The following is a 14,832-nucleotide window of genomic DNA, read 5'->3' as shown; positions in this document are numbered from 1 at the left end:
GGCCGGTTCCGGCCGCCCCTCCCGGACCGCCCTCCGACACGCCCGGGGTCCGGCGTCCCGCCTGCGCAGGGCGCGCCATAAGATCGGGTGACGTGCGCATTGCTCTCGTCGATTCCGGAATCGGGATGCTCTCCACCGCCGCCGCCCTGCGCGCGGCGCGGCCGGACGCGGACCTGATCCTCTCCATGGACCCCGACCACATGCCGTGGGGGCCCCGCGGCCACGACGCCGTGGTGGCCCGGGTCATCGCGGGCGCCGAAGCGGCGGCCGCGGCCGTCCCCGGCGGCGCCCCGGACGCCGTGGTGGTGCCGTGCAACACCGCATCGGTCCACGGCCTGGTGGCACTGCGGTCCCGGTTCGAGCCGGACGTCCCGGTCATCGGAACCGTTCCGCCCATCAAGCCCGCGGCGGAGAACGGCGGGCGCATCGCGGTCTGGGCCACCATCGCGACCACGGCCAGCCGGTACCAGAGCGACCTGATCGAGCGGTACGCGCCGGGCGGGCGGGCGACCCCGGTGGCGTGCGCGGGCCTGGCCGAGGCGGTGGAGTCGGCCGACCCGGAGCGGGTGGCCGAGGCGGTGGCCTACGCCGCCGAGCGCACCCCGGCCGACACCCGGGGCGTGGTGCTCGGCTGCACCCACTACGACCTGGTGGACACCGAGATCTCGGCGGTGCTGGGCTCGGGGCCGGCGCTGTTCACGGCCGCACAGGCGGTGGCGGCCCAGACGCTGCGCCGCATCGGCACCGGGCCCGCCCCCGGCGCCGCCCCGACCGGCACCCTGCGCGTCCTCGCCAGCGGCCGCCCGTCGGACCTCCCGAAGGCCGCCCTCGCCTACCCCGCGGGACAGGCCCTGGCCCAGGGCCCGATGGCGGACTGACCGCCGTTGATCTCGGGAAGAACGACGCTACCGGCGCGGTTTCAGGGTCCCATTCCCCGAGATCAACGCGGGCAGTGTCAGGCCTTCGCGGGGGTCGCCTCCGTCAGGGTGCGGACCAGGGTCCGCACGCCCGCGGTGTCGTTGTCGTGGAGCAGCGTCTCCAGCAGCGACAGCGCCGCCTTCTGGTCCCCCGGCTCGCGGCGGACGTGGTGCCACTGGGGCTCGGCGGCGGTGTCGCTCAGCATGAGCGTCCTGCCCACCTGGCCCAGCGCGTTCAGCAGCGCCGTGTCATCGGGGCGGCGGGCACGCGCCGCCACCACCAGGTCGGCCTGGCGCTCCGGGTCCACCGAGGCGCGCGGTTCCTTGCGCAGTTCGTCCAGGAGGTCCTCCGGCTCGGTCGGGAGCGCCACCGCGGGGACGTCCCTGACCATCTCGTGCGCCTCTTCCAGGTCGTTCTCCAGGTCCTGGGCCCGGCGCACGCGCACCAGGGCGCGCTGGGCGCGGCGGATCGCGCAGTCGGCGACCCAGCGGGCGTCGCGGGCCGCCGCCAGGCGCGCGGCGGCCATGGACATCTGCGCGCACGGACGGTGCGCGCCGACGCGCTCGGCGTACCGGGACCACGACGTCAGCGCCACGCCGACGCGCCAGTCGTTGCGCAGCTCGCCCAGCGAGACCAGGTCCTCGGCCGCGTCCACCCACGCCTTGCGCAGGCGCGGGTTGGCGTCGGCCTCGGCCGTCTCGGGCAGGGCCTCGCGCGCCTCCTCCGGGGGCTTGAGGCCCGAGCGGGCCAGCCAGGCCAGCAGCCGGGCCCGCTCGAAGCGCAGGCGGCGGGCCGCCGCCGAGCGCGGCACCCCGACCGGGACCATCTGGAGCGCCCCCTCCTCCAGCCGGTCCACGGTGAGCAGGGCGTCGGTGTAGCGCTCCTGGTAGCGCAGGGCGCGCACGTAGGCGAACCCGTACTCCATGCCGACCTCGGACCCGGCCTCGCGGATCTCGGCGGCGCGCAGGTCCAGCTCGCGCACGGCCTCGTCGGGGCGCTCGTCGTCGATGAGCATGTCGGCGTGCGCCACGACCAGCGCCTCCCAGGCGGGGAGCCCCGGGCCGCCGTGCGTCATCGCCTCGGCGAGCAGCGCGGTGCGGTCCACGGTGCGGCCCGGCCCGTCGATGTTGGCGTAGCAGTCCAGGACGTTCTGGGCCGCGCAGGCCGCCGGGCCGCAGGCGCCCCCGTCCTCGTCCTCGTCGCCGTCCTCGCCGTGCGCGGTCCGCAGCGCGCCCTCGACCAGGTCGAGGGCGGCGGTCCCCTCGCCCCGGTGGCCGACGCGCGCGGCCGCGCCCCAGTGGTTCAGGTAGCCCTCGGTCCACGGGGGCAGCACACCGGCGTCGGCCCGCGCGGCGCGCAGCGCCGTCGGCAGCAGGCCGCGGATCCGCCCCACCTCGCCTTCGGCCGCCAGCTGCGGCAGCCGCGCCACGGCGTCCGCGGTCTCCGCGTGCCCCTCCTCGCGGAGGCGCCGCGACGTCTCGGCGACCCAGGTCCACAGCGTCACGCCACACTCTCCCTCGCGTCCGTGCGCACCGACCGTAGCAGCGCGGTCACTCCGGCAGGTGCCGAACGCCGAAAAACGCCTGGCCGCCGGTGGATAGACTCGGTGGCACATATCCCACCGCACACCACGACCACCACACTCCGGCACACTCCGGCGGAACGGCGACAGGAGCGCACACGCACATGGGATGGCGAGACCGGTTCGGACTGCGCAGGGCCCGCAAGAAGGGGAAGGCCCGCTTCGATCGAGCCGCCGAGGACTCCGACATCAGGACCCTGATCGACTTCGCGAAGTCCCGCACCGGCGTGGAGTTCTTCGTCGAGCCGGAGACGTTCGCGACCTCCACCACGGCCGTGGCGGTCGCCCACGACGGCGAGTGGACCCGGCGGCGGGTCGGCTCGCCCGACGTGATCCGCAAGGTCGCACGCGACCTGGCCGCCCCCGTCTACGATGTGCAGATCGTCGGGTACCCCCAGCGGATGCGCGCGTGGACCGAGCGCAACAAGCGCGGCCTGTCCCTCGACGACTGACCCCCGGGACCGCCCGTCCCGGCCCCCGGCGGCACCGCCGGTTCCGGGCCCCGGGCGCGGTCCCCCACCGAGCAGAGCGGACGAGCACAGCAGAGATGGCGATTCCACCCCGATGACCGACTCCGACAAGGGCGGCATGCCCGCGTGGCTGCCGCGCGCGATGTTCCTGGCGGTCGCGACGGTCATCGGCTTCGCGGTGGCGGGCTGGCTCTTCCTCCAGCTGCGCGGGCTGCTCATGCTGCTGCTGGTCTCCCTGTTCCTGGCGCTGGCGCTGGAGCCGGCGGTGAACTGGCTGCAGCAGCACCGCTGGCCGCGCGGGCTGGCCACCGGCGTGGTGATGCTGGGGGCGCTGGGCGCGCTGGTGACGTTCCTGTCGGTGCTCGGGTCGATGCTGGTGGGCCAGGTGCTGGAGTTCGCCGCGCAGATCCCCGCGATGAGCCGCGCCCTGCTGAGCTGGGTCAACACCACCTTCAACACCGACTTCGAGCCGGAGCTGCTGCTGGCCGAGATGACCGACGTCAGCGGCCAGCTCAACCGGTGGGCCTCCAGCGCCGCGGAGAACGCCTGGGGCGCGGGGACCGCCCTGCTGACGCTGCTGTTCAACGGCCTGGCGGTGGCGCTGTTCACCTTCTACCTGACCGCCGACGGCCCGCGCTTCCGGCGGACGCTGTGCTCGGTGCTGCCGCCGCGCACCCAGCGGGAGGTGCTGCGCGCCTGGGAGATCGCGGTCTCCAAGACCGGCGGCTACATCTACTCCCGGGCCCTGCTGGCGCTGGTCTCCACGCTGGCGCACTTCGCGGCGCTGATGGTGCTGGACGTGGACTACGCGTTCGCGCTGGCGCTGTGGGTCGGGGTGCTCTCCCAGTTCATCCCGACCGTGGGCACCTACATCGGCGGGGCGCTGCCGGTGGTGGTCGCGCTGATCGGCGGCGTGTGGCCGGCGGTGTGGATGCTCGTCTTCATCACCGTCTACCAGCAGTTCGAGAACTACGTGCTGCAGCCGCGCATCACCGCCCGGACCCTGGACATGCACCCGGCGGTGGCCTTCGGCGCGGTGCTGGCGGGGGCGGCGGTGCTGGGCGCGCCGGGCGCCCTGCTGGCCCTGCCCGCGGGGGCGAGCCTGCAGGCGTTCCTGGGCGTGTACATCCGCCGCTACGAGGTGGCCGGGCACCCGCTGCTGGACGGCCCCGAGGAGGAGCGCGCCGCCCGCGGGGACGCGGACCCCGCAGGCGCCGGGGAAGGGGAAGGGGTCCGCACGCCCCTCGGGGCCGATCCGCCCGCCGGGGCCCCGGAGCATCCCGAAGGGGCGGCGGAAAAGCACGAAAAGGCCCGGGAAACCTGACGGAAAACCTGAGAATGCTGGGAAATCGGCCGCCCGCGGCGCCCGCGCCCGGGGAGCGGACGCGGAGACATCGCAGGTGAAAGTCCGGGCGATTCGGGCGATCCATGACTCTTTGGTCATTGATCGGCACAAGTTTGACGGAACTCCTTCGGAGAACCGGTTCCCTAACGGTGCGCTCCCATCGCATACTCGCCGTGGGAGGGGGACTGAAGGATGAAGCAGGATCTCACGGCCCTGTGCTGCGAATGCGGCCGTATCCGCACCGTCAGCGACAGGCAGGGCACGGGTGAGGCGCAGTCCGCCCACGGGGTCGCCCGGTGCGTGGTCCGGAGGCTGTGCGGCACCTGCGGGCGCCGCACCGACCACGCCTACCTGCGCGACGACGGCGACCGGGACGAGCTGGAGGAGGCCCTCCAGCTCGACGAGGCGATGGCCGCCGAGGCGCTCGAGGAGGAGATCGAGCAGCTCCGCCAGTGCGACGTCGAGATCGGCCACGCCCCGGTGCCGGCCATCTGGGACGGCCAGCCGGTGGGCATGGTCACCCAGCGGCTGTCGGACCTGGCCTACTCGGTGGTGCTCGACCCGGAGTCGGCGGTGACCGCCCGGCTCAAACTGATCGACCTGGTCTGGAACGAGCTGGCGATCGGCGGACACGAGGACCGCTGGCACATCCAGTCCTCCGAGGACGGGAGCAGCCCGGAGTACGCCGTCCGGCTCTTCGGCTACCGGGTGCGCCGCTGAACGGCCGGTACGGCCGCCGGCGCCTCCCCCGCCCGCGGAGCGCCGCCGCGCCCTCCGGGCCCGCGGCCGGGCCCGGGCTCAGCCCTTCCCCGCCGCCGCAGGGGCCGCCGCGTCCAGGCGCTTGAGCGCCGCCCGCGCCACTTCCGGGTCGGAGGTCCCCCAGTACGGCGGGAGGCTCGACCGCAGGAACCCGCCGTAGCGGGCCGTGGCCAGGCGCGGGTCGAGCACGGCCACCACGCCGCGGTCGTCCACCGACCGCAGCAGGCGCCCGGTGCCCTGCGCCAGCAGCAGCGCGGCGTGCGTCGCCGCCACCGCCATGAAACCGTTGCCGCCGTGCGCGCCGACCGCGCGCTGGCGCGCCGAGGACAGCGGGTCGTCCGGGCGCGGGAACGGGATGCGGTCCACGATCACCAGCTGCAGCGACGGCCCCGGGACGTCCACCCCCTGCCACAGCGACAGGGTCCCGAACAGGCACGCCTGGTCGTCGGCGGCGAAGCGCTCCACCAGGCGGCCGGTGGAGTCCTCCCCCTGGCACAGCACGGGGAAGTCGAGCCGCTCGCGCATCTCCTCGGCGGCCTTCTCGGCGGCCCGCATGGACGAGAACAGGCCGAGCGTGCGGCCGCCCGCCGCCTCGACGAGCCCGGCGATCTCCTCCAGGTAGCTCTCGTCGAGCCCGTCCCGGCCCGGCTGGGGCAGGTGCTTGGCGACGTACAGGATGCCGCTGCGGGCGTGGTCGAACGGGGACCCCACGTCCAGGGCGCGCCAGCGCGGCTCGCCGTCGGCGCTGTCGGGGTCCGGCGCGAGGTCGGGGTCGGGGGCGTCGTCCTTGAGCACGGTCTCCCGGCCCAGCCCCCACTGCCCGGCGAGGGCGTCGAAGGTGCCGCCCAGGGCCAGCGTCGCCGAGGTGAGCACGGCCGTCCGGTCGCCGAAGAGCTTGTCCCGCAGCAGCCCGCCGACCCCGAGCGGGGCCACGTGCAGGCTGGGCGCGGTGCGCGGCCCCTTGGCCAGCCACACCACCGAGGTGCGCTCGCGCAGCGCGGGCTCGACCGCCTCCAGGATGCGCTCGGCGGCGTCGTGCACCTCCTCCAGGGCGGCCAGGGCCCGGCGCCGGGAGGCGGTGCCCTCGGGGTCGTCCTCGCCCCCGGTCTTGACGCCCTTGACCGCGGTGAGGCAGGCGTGCGCGGCGTCGCGCACCACGGCGACCGCGCCGGCCAGCCCTTCGTCGAGCTGGTCCAGGCGGCCCGGCTCCACGTCGGCGACCATCAGCCCCAGGCCGTCGGCGGCCTCCTCCAGGCGCTCGGTCGTGTCCGGCTCGACCAGCCGGGCGGCGCGCTTGGCGGCGGCGGTCACCGCCCGGTCCCCGAGCTGGGCGGCGGCGACCGAGGTGACCCGGTCGACCAGTTCGTGCGCCTCGTCGACGACGAGCACGGCGTGCTCGGGCAGGAGGTGGCGGCCCTGCATGGCGTCGATGGCCAGCAGCGCGTGGTTGGTGACCACGACGTCGGCCGAGGCGGCGTCCTCGCGGGCGAGCTCGGCGAAGCATTCGTGGGAGAAGGGGCAGGCGCTGCCGATGCACTCGTTGCCCGAGACCGACACCTGCCGCCAAGCGAGGTCGCCGACACCGGAGTCGAGGTCGTCACGGTCGCCGGTGGTGGTGTCCTCCGCCCACTCGTGCAGGCGCTTGACCTGGCGGCCCACGGACGAGAGCTGCCGGGGGTCGAACAGCTCGGCGCCGTCGTCGTCCGCGTCCTCCCCGGAGCCGTCGAGCTTGTGGCGGCACAGGTAGTTGCCGCGGCCCTTGAGGATGGCGAAGGTCGGCTCGCGGCCCAGGCTCGGGGCGAGGGCCGCGGCCAGGCGGGGCAGGTCGCGCTCGATGAGCTGGCGCTGCAGGGCGAGGGTGGCGGTGGAGACCACCACGGTCGTGTCCTGGGCCACGGCGTGCCGGATCGCGGGGATGAGGTAGCCCAGCGACTTTCCGGTGCCCGTGCCCGCCTGGACGACCAGGTGCTCGCTGTCGCCGATGGCGGAGTCGACCGCGCGGGCCATGCGGGCCTGGCCCTCGCGGTGGGAGCCGCCGAGGGCGTCGACGGCGGCCTGGAGCAGGGTCGGGACGTCGGGGAGTTCTGGCACGCATGCGACAGTACCGCGCCCCGGTGACGCCCGCGGCCGTCGTCGCGGGCCTGTGGAGGCGGCCCGCGGGCGGCCCTCCGGAACCCCTTCCCCGGGCCCCTCGGGCCTGCCCGCCCCTCAGGCCTGCTCGACCGTCGTCTCCAGGTCGTCGTGCAGGAAGCAGTAGTGGTCGCGGATGTCGTTCCCGTCCTTGAGCGGCACCGTGTAGCTCCACGCGGCGTCGGCCAGCTCCCCGGCGCCGGTGCGCAGGTTCCAGTAGCGCGCGTGGCCCTTGTACGGGCAGTGGGTGGTGGTCTCGCTCGGCACCAGCAGGTCCCGGCGCACGTCGTCCGGCGGGATGTAGTAGCGGTTCGGCAGGCCGGTCTCGGACACGATCTTGGGCTTGCTGGTGAGCGCGACCACCTGGTCGCCGTGGCGGACCCGCACCAGGGTCGCCGACATGCGGGCGTCGACCCGGTGGAACGGGTCGCGCAGGTGGCCGTGGACCTCCTCCTCTTCGTCCATCCAGGAGTCGGCGGCCTCCCAGTACATGGCGCTGAGGCCGCGCAGCCAGCGCGCGCCCGGGAGCGGGTCGGTGTAGGACCACACGGCGTCCTGCACGGTGCGGTCGCCCGCCTTCAGGTGCCAGTAGGAGGCGTCCCCCTTGAACGGGCAGTGGGTGGCGGTCTCGCTCGGCGTCAGGCGGGCGGCCGGGATGTCCTCGGTCGGCACGTAGAGCTGCGGGAGCAGGCCGGTCTCGTGGACGAGGTAGCCGCGCCCGGAGTCCAGGACCGTGCCGCCCCCGAGCCGCGCCCGGACCCTGCGCGGGAACGGCTGCATGAAGAGCGCGTGGTGCGGCGACTCGATCGTGTAGTTGACGGTGTCCGGCGGGTGCTTGCTGAGCGGCCCACCGCCGAGGGTCAGGGACATCGCGGTCTCCTCCTTACCGATGACTCGACCATCGGCGGTGGTTATGCCCAGGTCGGAAGGCCTTCTACCGGTCGGCCGGTTCGGTGGCGGCGCGGGCGGCGAGCCGCGCGGCGTCGCGTTCGGGGCGGGTGAAGGCGATCGCGGCCGCACCGCACACCAGGATGAGGGCGCCCTAGAAGAGCAGGCCGGTAGGCCCGGTTGTTCGCCCCTTCGGCCTTGCGCGACAGGGCCTTGTGCGCCTTGGCGGGCCTGTGCCGGTCGCGGCGTTCGTGGCGCGGGTCGGCCGCCTTCTCCCCGGAGGACAGGGGGACCAGGCGGTCCAGGCCCGCGTCGGTCCATGGCGTCAAGCGTGTCCCAGACGATCGAGCGGGCCTACAGGTACCGCTTCTCCCCCACCACCGATCAGGCGGTGCTCCTGCACCGCACGTTCGGCTGCATCCGGGTCGGCCAGGACCGCCGAGCCGCTGGACATCGTGTGGCACCGCAGGCTCCCGGAGGGCGCCGAGCCGTCCACGGTCGCCGTCTCGTGTGACGCGGCGGGCCGCTGGTTCGTCTGCCTGCTGGTGGAGGAGGCCGACACCGTGTACCCGGCCACGGACGCGGTCGCGGGGAACACCCGAAGTGCCCGGTATACGCCGCCTACCCGGACCGCGGGGAGCCCGACGCCCGGCAGGCGGAGCCGGGGGACCGCCCGGCTCATGCCGTCGCCGCCACCTCCCCCGTACCCCGGCAACACGGTGGGCACTCGGGGCCTGCCGAGGGCGTCCGGGGTCAGTACTCGGCTTCTGAGGACCTTCGGGTGCGGCCCAGGTACAGGGCGGCGCTCCCTCCGGCCAGGGACAGGGCCCCGGCGGCCACCATGCCCAGGATCGCCGTCCCGGTCACCGGAAGCCCGCCGCTGGGCTCGCTCCCCTGCGGGTCGATGGCCACGTCGTCACGGCCGGGGTCGTCCCGGGACCCGGGGTCGGAGTTCCTGCTCGGATCCGGAGAGGGGCCATCGCCGGTGTCCCCGCTCCCGCCCCCGTTTCCGGGGTCGGAATCGGAGGAGCCGTCCGGGGAATCCCCGGCGGGGCCGTCCCCGCCTCGATCGCCGTCCGCGCCCTGGTCACCGTCGCCCGGATCGGTGCCGTCGGCACCGCCGGTGCCACCGGTGCCGTCGCCGCCTCCACGGCCGTCCCGGCCCTCCTGGCCGTCCTTGTCGCCCTGGCCGCCCGTTCCTCCGTCGCCGCCCCTGTCCGGACCTTCGCCCGGGTCCGGCGGGACTCCGGGCGAGAGGTCGTCGTCGGGCTCGGGGTCCTGCCCCTGCTGCGGCTCCTGACCGCCCTGGACGGGGCGCTCGCTGTGCACGCTGGTGCCCGCCAGGTCCAACCGGTAGGTCCGCCGCTCGGGCTCCTCCCCGTCCTTCGACGGGGAGGTGACGTCGAACTCCATGTCCAGGCCGGCCGAAGCGGTCGTCGCGCCCGGCTGCCCGTCCGGCAGCTCGGTCACCGTCGCGCGCGCGGTGAAGTCGACCTCCACCGGCCCCTCCGGCCCCGCCGCCGTGAACGTACGCTCGTAGGTCCCGGCGCCGATCTCCACCTCGTGGCCGAGCACGTGCAGGTCCCGCACGTCGAGCCGGGCGGTCGCCCCGCGTTCGCGGCTCCACTGCGCCTGCGACTCGACCTTGCCGACGACCACCAGGTCATCGGCGCCGAAGACGGCCGCCAGGTCCTCGTCCTCCGCCTGCGCGCGCGGGCCACCGGCCGGGGCGTCCTCTCGCTGGGCCTCCGCTTCCTTCCCGCTGTCGGCGCCCTCCTGTAAGTGGGCGCACGACGGGGAGAAGTGCACGCCCGACACCGACGCCTCGGCGAGGAGCGCGTCGCGCCCCGCGGTCACCTTGCTGACGCCCGCCTCCGGGGGCTCGGGGAAGTGCTGCTCCCCCGCCACTCCGCCCGGCCCCGGCGAGCGCTCGGAGGCCTCAGAGCCCTCAGAGCGCTCGGAGCCCGCGGGCGGGGTCCAGCGGGCGGTGGCCGGGCCTTCGGACCGGTCGCTGTTGAGGTCGCCGACGACGCCCGTGCCGCACCATTCGACGGCGGCGATGCGCGCGCCCGCGAAGTGCTCGCCTCCGGTCCCGGGGGCGTCCGGACGTGCGGTGTCGGCGGCGGCGCTCCCGACGGAGACGGCCGCCACCAGGACCCCGGCCGCGATGAGTGTTCGTGCGGTGAGGCGGGACCGGGCGGGGGGATTCGGTGTCACGGTCTTCCTCTACTCAGTGGGTGACGTCAACGAAACTACATTCCGATCGACGCCCTCAGTAGGCCCCTGTCCGTTTCGACGCCGGCACTCAGGGGGCGGAGGCGGCCTCCCCCCGGCGCGCGATCCGCCCTCACCTCCGGCTTCCCCGGCGGGGTGGCACGCGTCACAGCATCGGACGGCCGGCCGTGGTGCGGTCCGATACCGGCCACCAGGGGCGTGGCGCATGTGACGGCCGGGACGGGGGTGGGCAGAGCATGGAGGGGAGGCATCCGATGCATCTGCCGTACGGTTCGGTCGGCGAAGACGCTCACCCAAGTCAGTCCAGAATGGATTCAGAGGTCCGGGCTTCCGCGGCGACCGGGTTCAGCCGGGGAACACGATCGCGACGGCCGCCGGCGCGGCGACGTGTACGACGAACAGCACGTGCGCGACGACGAGACCGGGCACGGTGCGCTCCCACGCCAGCGTTGTCCGCTCCGGCTGGAGTCCGTGATCGGGACGGGTGCCGCGCCCGCCGGACGGCCTCACCGGCCGACGGCCACAGGTGACCCGCGGATCGGGCTCACGCCCCGCACGCAGCGCCCGGGGACGCCGCGTGCGGGGCCGGGTGCCTTCCGAGAGGGCGGTAACGGGCTACCCGATCTCCCGGATCTCCTTGTCCTTGCCCTCCTGGGCGGCGAGCAGGGCGATCCCGCCGATCGCGGAGAGGGCGATCCAGGCGACCGCGACCAGCCAGAGGGATCCCCCGGCCGCGAGCACCAGGCCCGTCGCGAGCATCGGCATGAACCCGGCGCCCAGGGTCGAGGCGGTCTGGTAGCCGATGGACGTGCCGCTGTAGCGGATACGGGTCGGGTACAGCTCGGCCGCGAACGCGCCGTAGGGCCCTGCCGTGAAGCCCTGGACGACGCTGAGCCCGAGGAAGAGCGCCACGAACAGCGCCCAGGTCTGTCCGGACTCGAGCAGGTGCAGGATGGGGAACGCCAGGACGGCGGCTCCCACCATCCCGCCGAGCATCACCCGCTTGCGGCCGATCCGGTCGCTGAGCCGCGCGGCGACGATGATCATGACGATGGTGCACACGCCGGCGAGTGCCTTGACGTTCAGCACGGAGGTGGGCGACAGGACGGCCTGCCGCACGGCGTAGGAGATCGCCCACGCGCCCATCAGGCCCTGCGCCGCCTGGCCCGCGATACCGGTGCCCACGGAGATCAGGAAACTGCGCCAGTACTTCGTGACCACCTCGACGACAGGCGCCCTCGCAGCCTTGGCCTGACCGGCGGCCTCGGTGAACACCGCCGACTCCGCCACCTTCAGCCGGATCACCAGACCGACCAGCACAAGGACGGCGCTCAGCAGGAACGGGATTCGCCAGCCCCAGGCGAGGAAGTCCGCATGGGGAAGCGTCGAGGCCGCGCTCAGCACCAGCGTGGCGACGATCGCCCCGGCGGGCGCGCCCATGTAGGCGAACGAGGCGGCGAACCCGCGCTTGGTCTTCTGCGCGCGCTCGAACGCCAGAAGCATCGCGCCGCCCCACTCGCCGCCCACGGCGACGCCCTGCAGCACCCGCAGTGTGACCAGCAGCAGCGGCGCGGCCACGCCGATCTGCGCCGGGGTGGGCAGCAGGCCGATCAGCACGCTCGCCACCCCCATCAGCACGAGCGTGACGATCAGCGTCGACTTGCGGCCCAGCCGGTCCCCCAGGTGGCCGAACACGAGGCCGCCCAGCGGGCGGGCCAGGTATCCCGCCGCGAGGGTGCCGAAGGACAGCAGCAGTGCGACGCCCTCCCCGGCGCCGGTGAAGAACACTTGGTCGAACACGATGCTCGCGGCGGTGGCGTACAGGACGAAGTCGTAGTACTCGATGGCCGTGCCGATGAAACTGGAGGCGAGGATGCGGCGCATCTCGCGGGGACCGGCGGTGGTGGCCCCCGCCTGCGTCGGCGGGGTGGGGTTCGCGGTGGTCATCGGCGGGCCTCCGGGACGATACCGGCCTGCGGCGCCCGCACCGTGGCGAACGGGAGCACATCGAGGTCCTCGGGAATGTAGAGCGGGCCGCCGAACGTCTCCGCGGCGGCCAGCCACGACGCACGGGGGGCGTTCGCGGGGACCAGGTGGTGCAGAGCCAGTGCACCGGCCCCGGCACGCTCGGCGACCCGGCCGGCCTGCCGCGGCGTCGTGTGCGCCCGGCGGTGGTGGTCCATGGTCGCCTTGAGCATCTCCGTGTCCGTATAGCGGCCCGCGATCAGATCCAGGTCGATCGCCTCGTGCAGCAGCAGACCGGTGCCCCTGGCCAGCCGCTCCAGATTGGTGCACGGCGCCGTGTCACCGGAGATCGTCACCGAGCCGTTCGCCGTGTCGAACCGGAACGCGAACGCGGGAGCCGTGGGCGGATGCGCCACCAGCGTCGCCGTCACCGCCACGTGGTCGTCCTCGAACACCGGGAACGGCTCCATCTCGGGCGCCACCGCCACGTCCGGGTCGAAGCCCGTGCCCGCGGGCAGGACGATGTCGCGCACCTCGTAGTGCTCGGCGGGTGGGCGGGTGAGTGAGTCGAAGATCCGGTCGTTGAGGTCGGTCGCGTAGGCGGCGTAGAGCTGCTCGATCATGTCGGCGGTGCCCGGGGTGGGGTTCCCCGGAGCGACCGCCCGGGGCGTCGCGGTGGCGTGCCGGGACACCGGCGGCAACGCGCCGCGCGAGCCGGGGCCCCGCACGGCGATCGGGCCGGCCTCGGCGTCCTTCCGCTCGAACTGGCCGAACAGCAACAGCGCGGCCAGGTCGACGACGTGGTCGGAATGCAGGTGAGTGAGGAACAGGCCGCGGACCCGGCCCAGCCGGAGTCCGGCACGGGCCAGCTGGCGCCCCGCGCCCTGCCCGCAGTCCACCAGGTAGACCGCGCCGTCGACGACGACCGCGGTGCTGATGCCGCTGCGCGGCGTCTCGCCGGGACGGTCCCACCAGCGCGGGCCTCCCGCGGTGCCCAGGGCCACCACATGCGGTCCGGGTCCGGTTGCGTGTTCGGTCATGGGGCACTCCCCTGTGTCACGCGTCGCGTTCGTGCCGATCACGCTCGCACCCGGCGGGCCTCAGGAAAAACTGAATCTCTTACGGGAAGCCTTAAGCTCGGCTTATGAAGGACGTCACGATACGGCAGCTCGAATACTTCGTCGCCGTCGCGGAAGAGCGGTCGATCACCCGGGCCGCGTTGAAATGCCACGTCACACAGGCCGCGATCAGCCAGGCGCTGAAGGAGCTGGAGGCGGTGCTCGGCGTGCAGCTCGCGATCCGGCGCACGGCGAAGGGAATCCACCTGACGCCCACCGGCCGGGCGGTGGCGACGCGCAGCCGCACGCTGCTCGGCGAGGTGCGCCACCTGGTGAGCACGGCGGAGGGGACCGCGGAGACCGGCACCTACACGGTCGGCTGTTTCCCGACCCTCTCGCCGCTCGTCATCCCCGAGCTGGCCGAATTCGTCGCCCGCACCTACCCGAGTGTTCGTCTGGAGATCGTCGAGGACACCGGCCCGGAGATCCAGGAACGGATGATGCGGGGGCAGGTGGACCTGTGCTTCATCTACGAGGCACAGCGGCATCCCGAGGCGAGCACCGTCCTGCTCAAGGAGCGCCGATTCCGGGTCGCCGTCGCGGCCGACCACCCGCTCGCCCGGCAGGACGCCGTGACCGTCGCCGAACTGGGGCGGCATCCCTTCGCGCTGCTGAACGTGGAGCCCGCGACGTATCTCAACGAGGCCATGCTGCGCCGGTTCGGCGTGGTACCGAACGTGGTGTACCGCAGCTCCAACGTGCACACCATCCGCTCGATCGTCGGGCGCGGACTGGCGTGCGCGCTGCTGATGCACGAGGTCGCCGAGAGCGACGAGGGCCGTCCGCTGCGCTTCCTGCCCATCGTGGAGGACCTCGGGACGAACTCGATCCTCGCCGCGTCACCGCGCGGAGTACGGCCGTCCACCCTCACCGCCGCGCTGGTCGAGCACTGCCAGGCGGCGCTGGCGTCGTAATTCCGGCGGGTGCAGGGTGGGCCGGCCCCGGGCGGAGGCGACGAAGTCCTCGGCGGCGCGGGCGGTGTGGGCCTTGCGGCCGTCCACGAGAGATCGATGAACGCGCGGGCATCGACGTGGCCCTGGTGCACGGTGAAGCACAGCGTGCCGCCGGGGGTGATCGCGAAGACCATGTTCGACACCGAACTCGCGGCGAATCAACTCCCGGACCCAGCCACCTCGGCCGTACGCGCTCGGGCAAGGGTCCTAAGAACAATCCCAGGGTGGAGCTATGGGGATTCGAACCCCAGACCTCCTCCATGCCATGGAGGCGCGCTACCAACTGCGCCATAGCCCCGTGTGCCGTGCGGCAACGCCTTGATCCTACCGGATTCGCGGGAGTGGGGTGACCGGCGACGCCGGTCATTCCTGCGCTTCCCCCCTACACGCCGCCCCTGCCCCCGTACCCCGTGCCGCACAGCGGTCAGAGGCGTCGAGGACGAAGCACCCGGCGTCCAGGGTCGACGCC

The 14,832-nt window shown here is 73.9% G+C and carries 13 protein-coding genes and 1 tRNA gene; 6 read left to right on the top strand and 8 right to left on the bottom strand.

All coding sequences use genetic code 11. The annotated features are described in order from the left end of the window. The first annotated feature begins 125 nt into the window (after positions 1-125). The gene (locus tag O4U47_RS11665) at positions 126-878 is read left to right on the top strand and encodes a glutamate racemase (RefSeq protein WP_270677835.1); all 753 of its coding nucleotides are present in this window, start codon (positions 126-128) and stop codon (positions 876-878) included. Between the two features lie 77 nt (positions 879-955). On the opposite strand, the gene O4U47_RS11660 is transcribed toward O4U47_RS11665, so the two are convergent. Then, positions 956-2,422, bottom strand: coding sequence for a hypothetical protein (locus O4U47_RS11660; RefSeq protein WP_270677812.1), 1,467 nt, complete (start codon positions 2,420-2,422; stop codon positions 956-958). A gap of 182 nt (positions 2,423-2,604) precedes the next feature. Here O4U47_RS11660 and O4U47_RS11655 point away from each other — a divergent pair, with 182 nt between their 5' ends. The 3 genes from O4U47_RS11655 to O4U47_RS11645 all read left to right on the top strand — a co-directional run bounded on the left by O4U47_RS11655 (position 2,605) and on the right by O4U47_RS11645 (position 5,035). Next, positions 2,605-2,952 (top strand): hypothetical protein, encoded by a 348-nt coding sequence (locus O4U47_RS11655; protein ID WP_270677811.1) that lies wholly within the window; start codon positions 2,605-2,607, stop codon positions 2,950-2,952. Between the two features lie 112 nt (positions 2,953-3,064). Beyond that, positions 3,065-4,294, top strand: a complete 1,230-nt coding sequence (locus O4U47_RS11650; protein WP_270677810.1) for an AI-2E family transporter — start codon at positions 3,065-3,067, stop codon at positions 4,292-4,294. Between the two features lie 213 nt (positions 4,295-4,507). After that, on the top strand, positions 4,508-5,035 hold the full coding sequence (locus O4U47_RS11645; protein WP_270677809.1) for a DUF6315 family protein: 528 nt from the start codon (positions 4,508-4,510) through the stop codon (positions 5,033-5,035). Between the two features lie 78 nt (positions 5,036-5,113). Here O4U47_RS11645 and O4U47_RS11640 read toward each other — a convergent pair whose 3' ends face one another. After that, complete coding sequence (locus O4U47_RS11640; protein WP_270677808.1) at positions 5,114-7,165, bottom strand: ATP-dependent DNA helicase; 2,052 nt, start codon at positions 7,163-7,165, stop codon at positions 5,114-5,116. Between the two features lie 117 nt (positions 7,166-7,282). Continuing rightward, the gene (locus O4U47_RS11635; protein ID WP_270677807.1) at positions 7,283-8,074 is read right to left on the bottom strand and encodes a DUF427 domain-containing protein; all 792 of its coding nucleotides are present in this window, start codon (positions 8,072-8,074) and stop codon (positions 7,283-7,285) included. 337 nt (positions 8,075-8,411) lie between these two features. Between O4U47_RS11635 and O4U47_RS31275 the strand changes: the two genes are divergently transcribed. Next, entirely contained in the window at positions 8,412-8,606 is a 195-nt protein-coding gene (locus O4U47_RS31275; RefSeq protein ID WP_408638958.1) for a helix-turn-helix domain-containing protein, read from the top strand. A 239-nt stretch (positions 8,607-8,845) separates the two neighbouring features. On the opposite strand, the gene O4U47_RS11620 is transcribed toward O4U47_RS31275, so the two are convergent. The 4 genes from O4U47_RS11620 to O4U47_RS11605 all read right to left on the bottom strand — a co-directional run bounded on the left by O4U47_RS11620 (position 8,846) and on the right by O4U47_RS11605 (position 13,332). After that, entirely contained in the window at positions 8,846-10,309 is a 1,464-nt protein-coding gene (locus O4U47_RS11620; protein ID WP_270677806.1) for a hypothetical protein, read from the bottom strand. A 363-nt stretch (positions 10,310-10,672) separates the two neighbouring features. Then, complete coding sequence (locus tag O4U47_RS11615; protein WP_270677805.1) at positions 10,673-10,837, bottom strand: DUF202 domain-containing protein; 165 nt, start codon at positions 10,835-10,837, stop codon at positions 10,673-10,675. A gap of 105 nt (positions 10,838-10,942) precedes the next feature. After that, complete coding sequence (locus O4U47_RS11610; RefSeq protein ID WP_270677804.1) at positions 10,943-12,274, bottom strand: MFS transporter; 1,332 nt, start codon at positions 12,272-12,274, stop codon at positions 10,943-10,945. Next, positions 12,271-13,332, bottom strand: a complete 1,062-nt coding sequence (locus O4U47_RS11605; protein ID WP_270677803.1) for an MBL fold metallo-hydrolase — start codon at positions 13,330-13,332, stop codon at positions 12,271-12,273. Before O4U47_RS11605 ends, O4U47_RS11610 begins: the two co-directional genes overlap by 4 nt. A gap of 104 nt (positions 13,333-13,436) precedes the next feature. Here O4U47_RS11605 and O4U47_RS11600 point away from each other — a divergent pair, with 104 nt between their 5' ends. Next, positions 13,437-14,324 (top strand): LysR family transcriptional regulator, encoded by an 888-nt coding sequence (locus tag O4U47_RS11600; protein ID WP_270677802.1) that lies wholly within the window; start codon positions 13,437-13,439, stop codon positions 14,322-14,324. A 264-nt stretch (positions 14,325-14,588) separates the two neighbouring features. Here the strand turns inward: O4U47_RS11600 and O4U47_RS11595 are convergent. After that, positions 14,589-14,661, bottom strand: a tRNA-Ala gene (locus tag O4U47_RS11595). Between the last annotated feature and the right edge of the window lie 171 nt (positions 14,662-14,832).

This window comes from Nocardiopsis suaedae (genome assembly GCF_027706745.1).
Classification (GTDB): Bacteria; Actinomycetota; Actinomycetes; order Streptosporangiales; family Streptosporangiaceae; genus Nocardiopsis_A; species Nocardiopsis_A suaedae.
This window is presented reverse-complemented; position numbering and strand designations above follow the sequence as displayed.

Bases quoted from the DNA above. Each gene is read 5' to 3' on its own strand.
- O4U47_RS11645 (WP_270677809.1), top strand. From the start codon at position 4,508: ATGAAGCAGGATCTCACGGCCCTGTGCTGCGAATGCGGCCGTATCCGC.
- O4U47_RS11665 (WP_270677835.1), top strand. From the start codon at position 126: ATGCTCTCCACCGCCGCCGCCCTGCGCGCGGCGCGGCCGGACGCGGAC.
- O4U47_RS31275 (WP_408638958.1), top strand. From the start codon at position 8,412: ATGGCGTCAAGCGTGTCCCAGACGATCGAGCGGGCCTACAGGTACCGC.
- O4U47_RS11635 (WP_270677807.1), bottom strand. From the start codon at position 8,074: ATGTCCCTGACCCTCGGCGGTGGGCCGCTCAGCAAGCACCCGCCGGAC.
- O4U47_RS11650 (WP_270677810.1), top strand. From the start codon at position 3,065: ATGACCGACTCCGACAAGGGCGGCATGCCCGCGTGGCTGCCGCGCGCG.
- O4U47_RS11610 (WP_270677804.1), bottom strand. From the start codon at position 12,274: ATGACCACCGCGAACCCCACCCCGCCGACGCAGGCGGGGGCCACCACC.
- O4U47_RS11605 (WP_270677803.1), bottom strand. From the start codon at position 13,332: ATGACCGAACACGCAACCGGACCCGGACCGCATGTGGTGGCCCTGGGC.
- O4U47_RS11655 (WP_270677811.1), top strand. From the start codon at position 2,605: ATGGGATGGCGAGACCGGTTCGGACTGCGCAGGGCCCGCAAGAAGGGG.
- O4U47_RS11600 (WP_270677802.1), top strand. From the start codon at position 13,437: ATGAAGGACGTCACGATACGGCAGCTCGAATACTTCGTCGCCGTCGCG.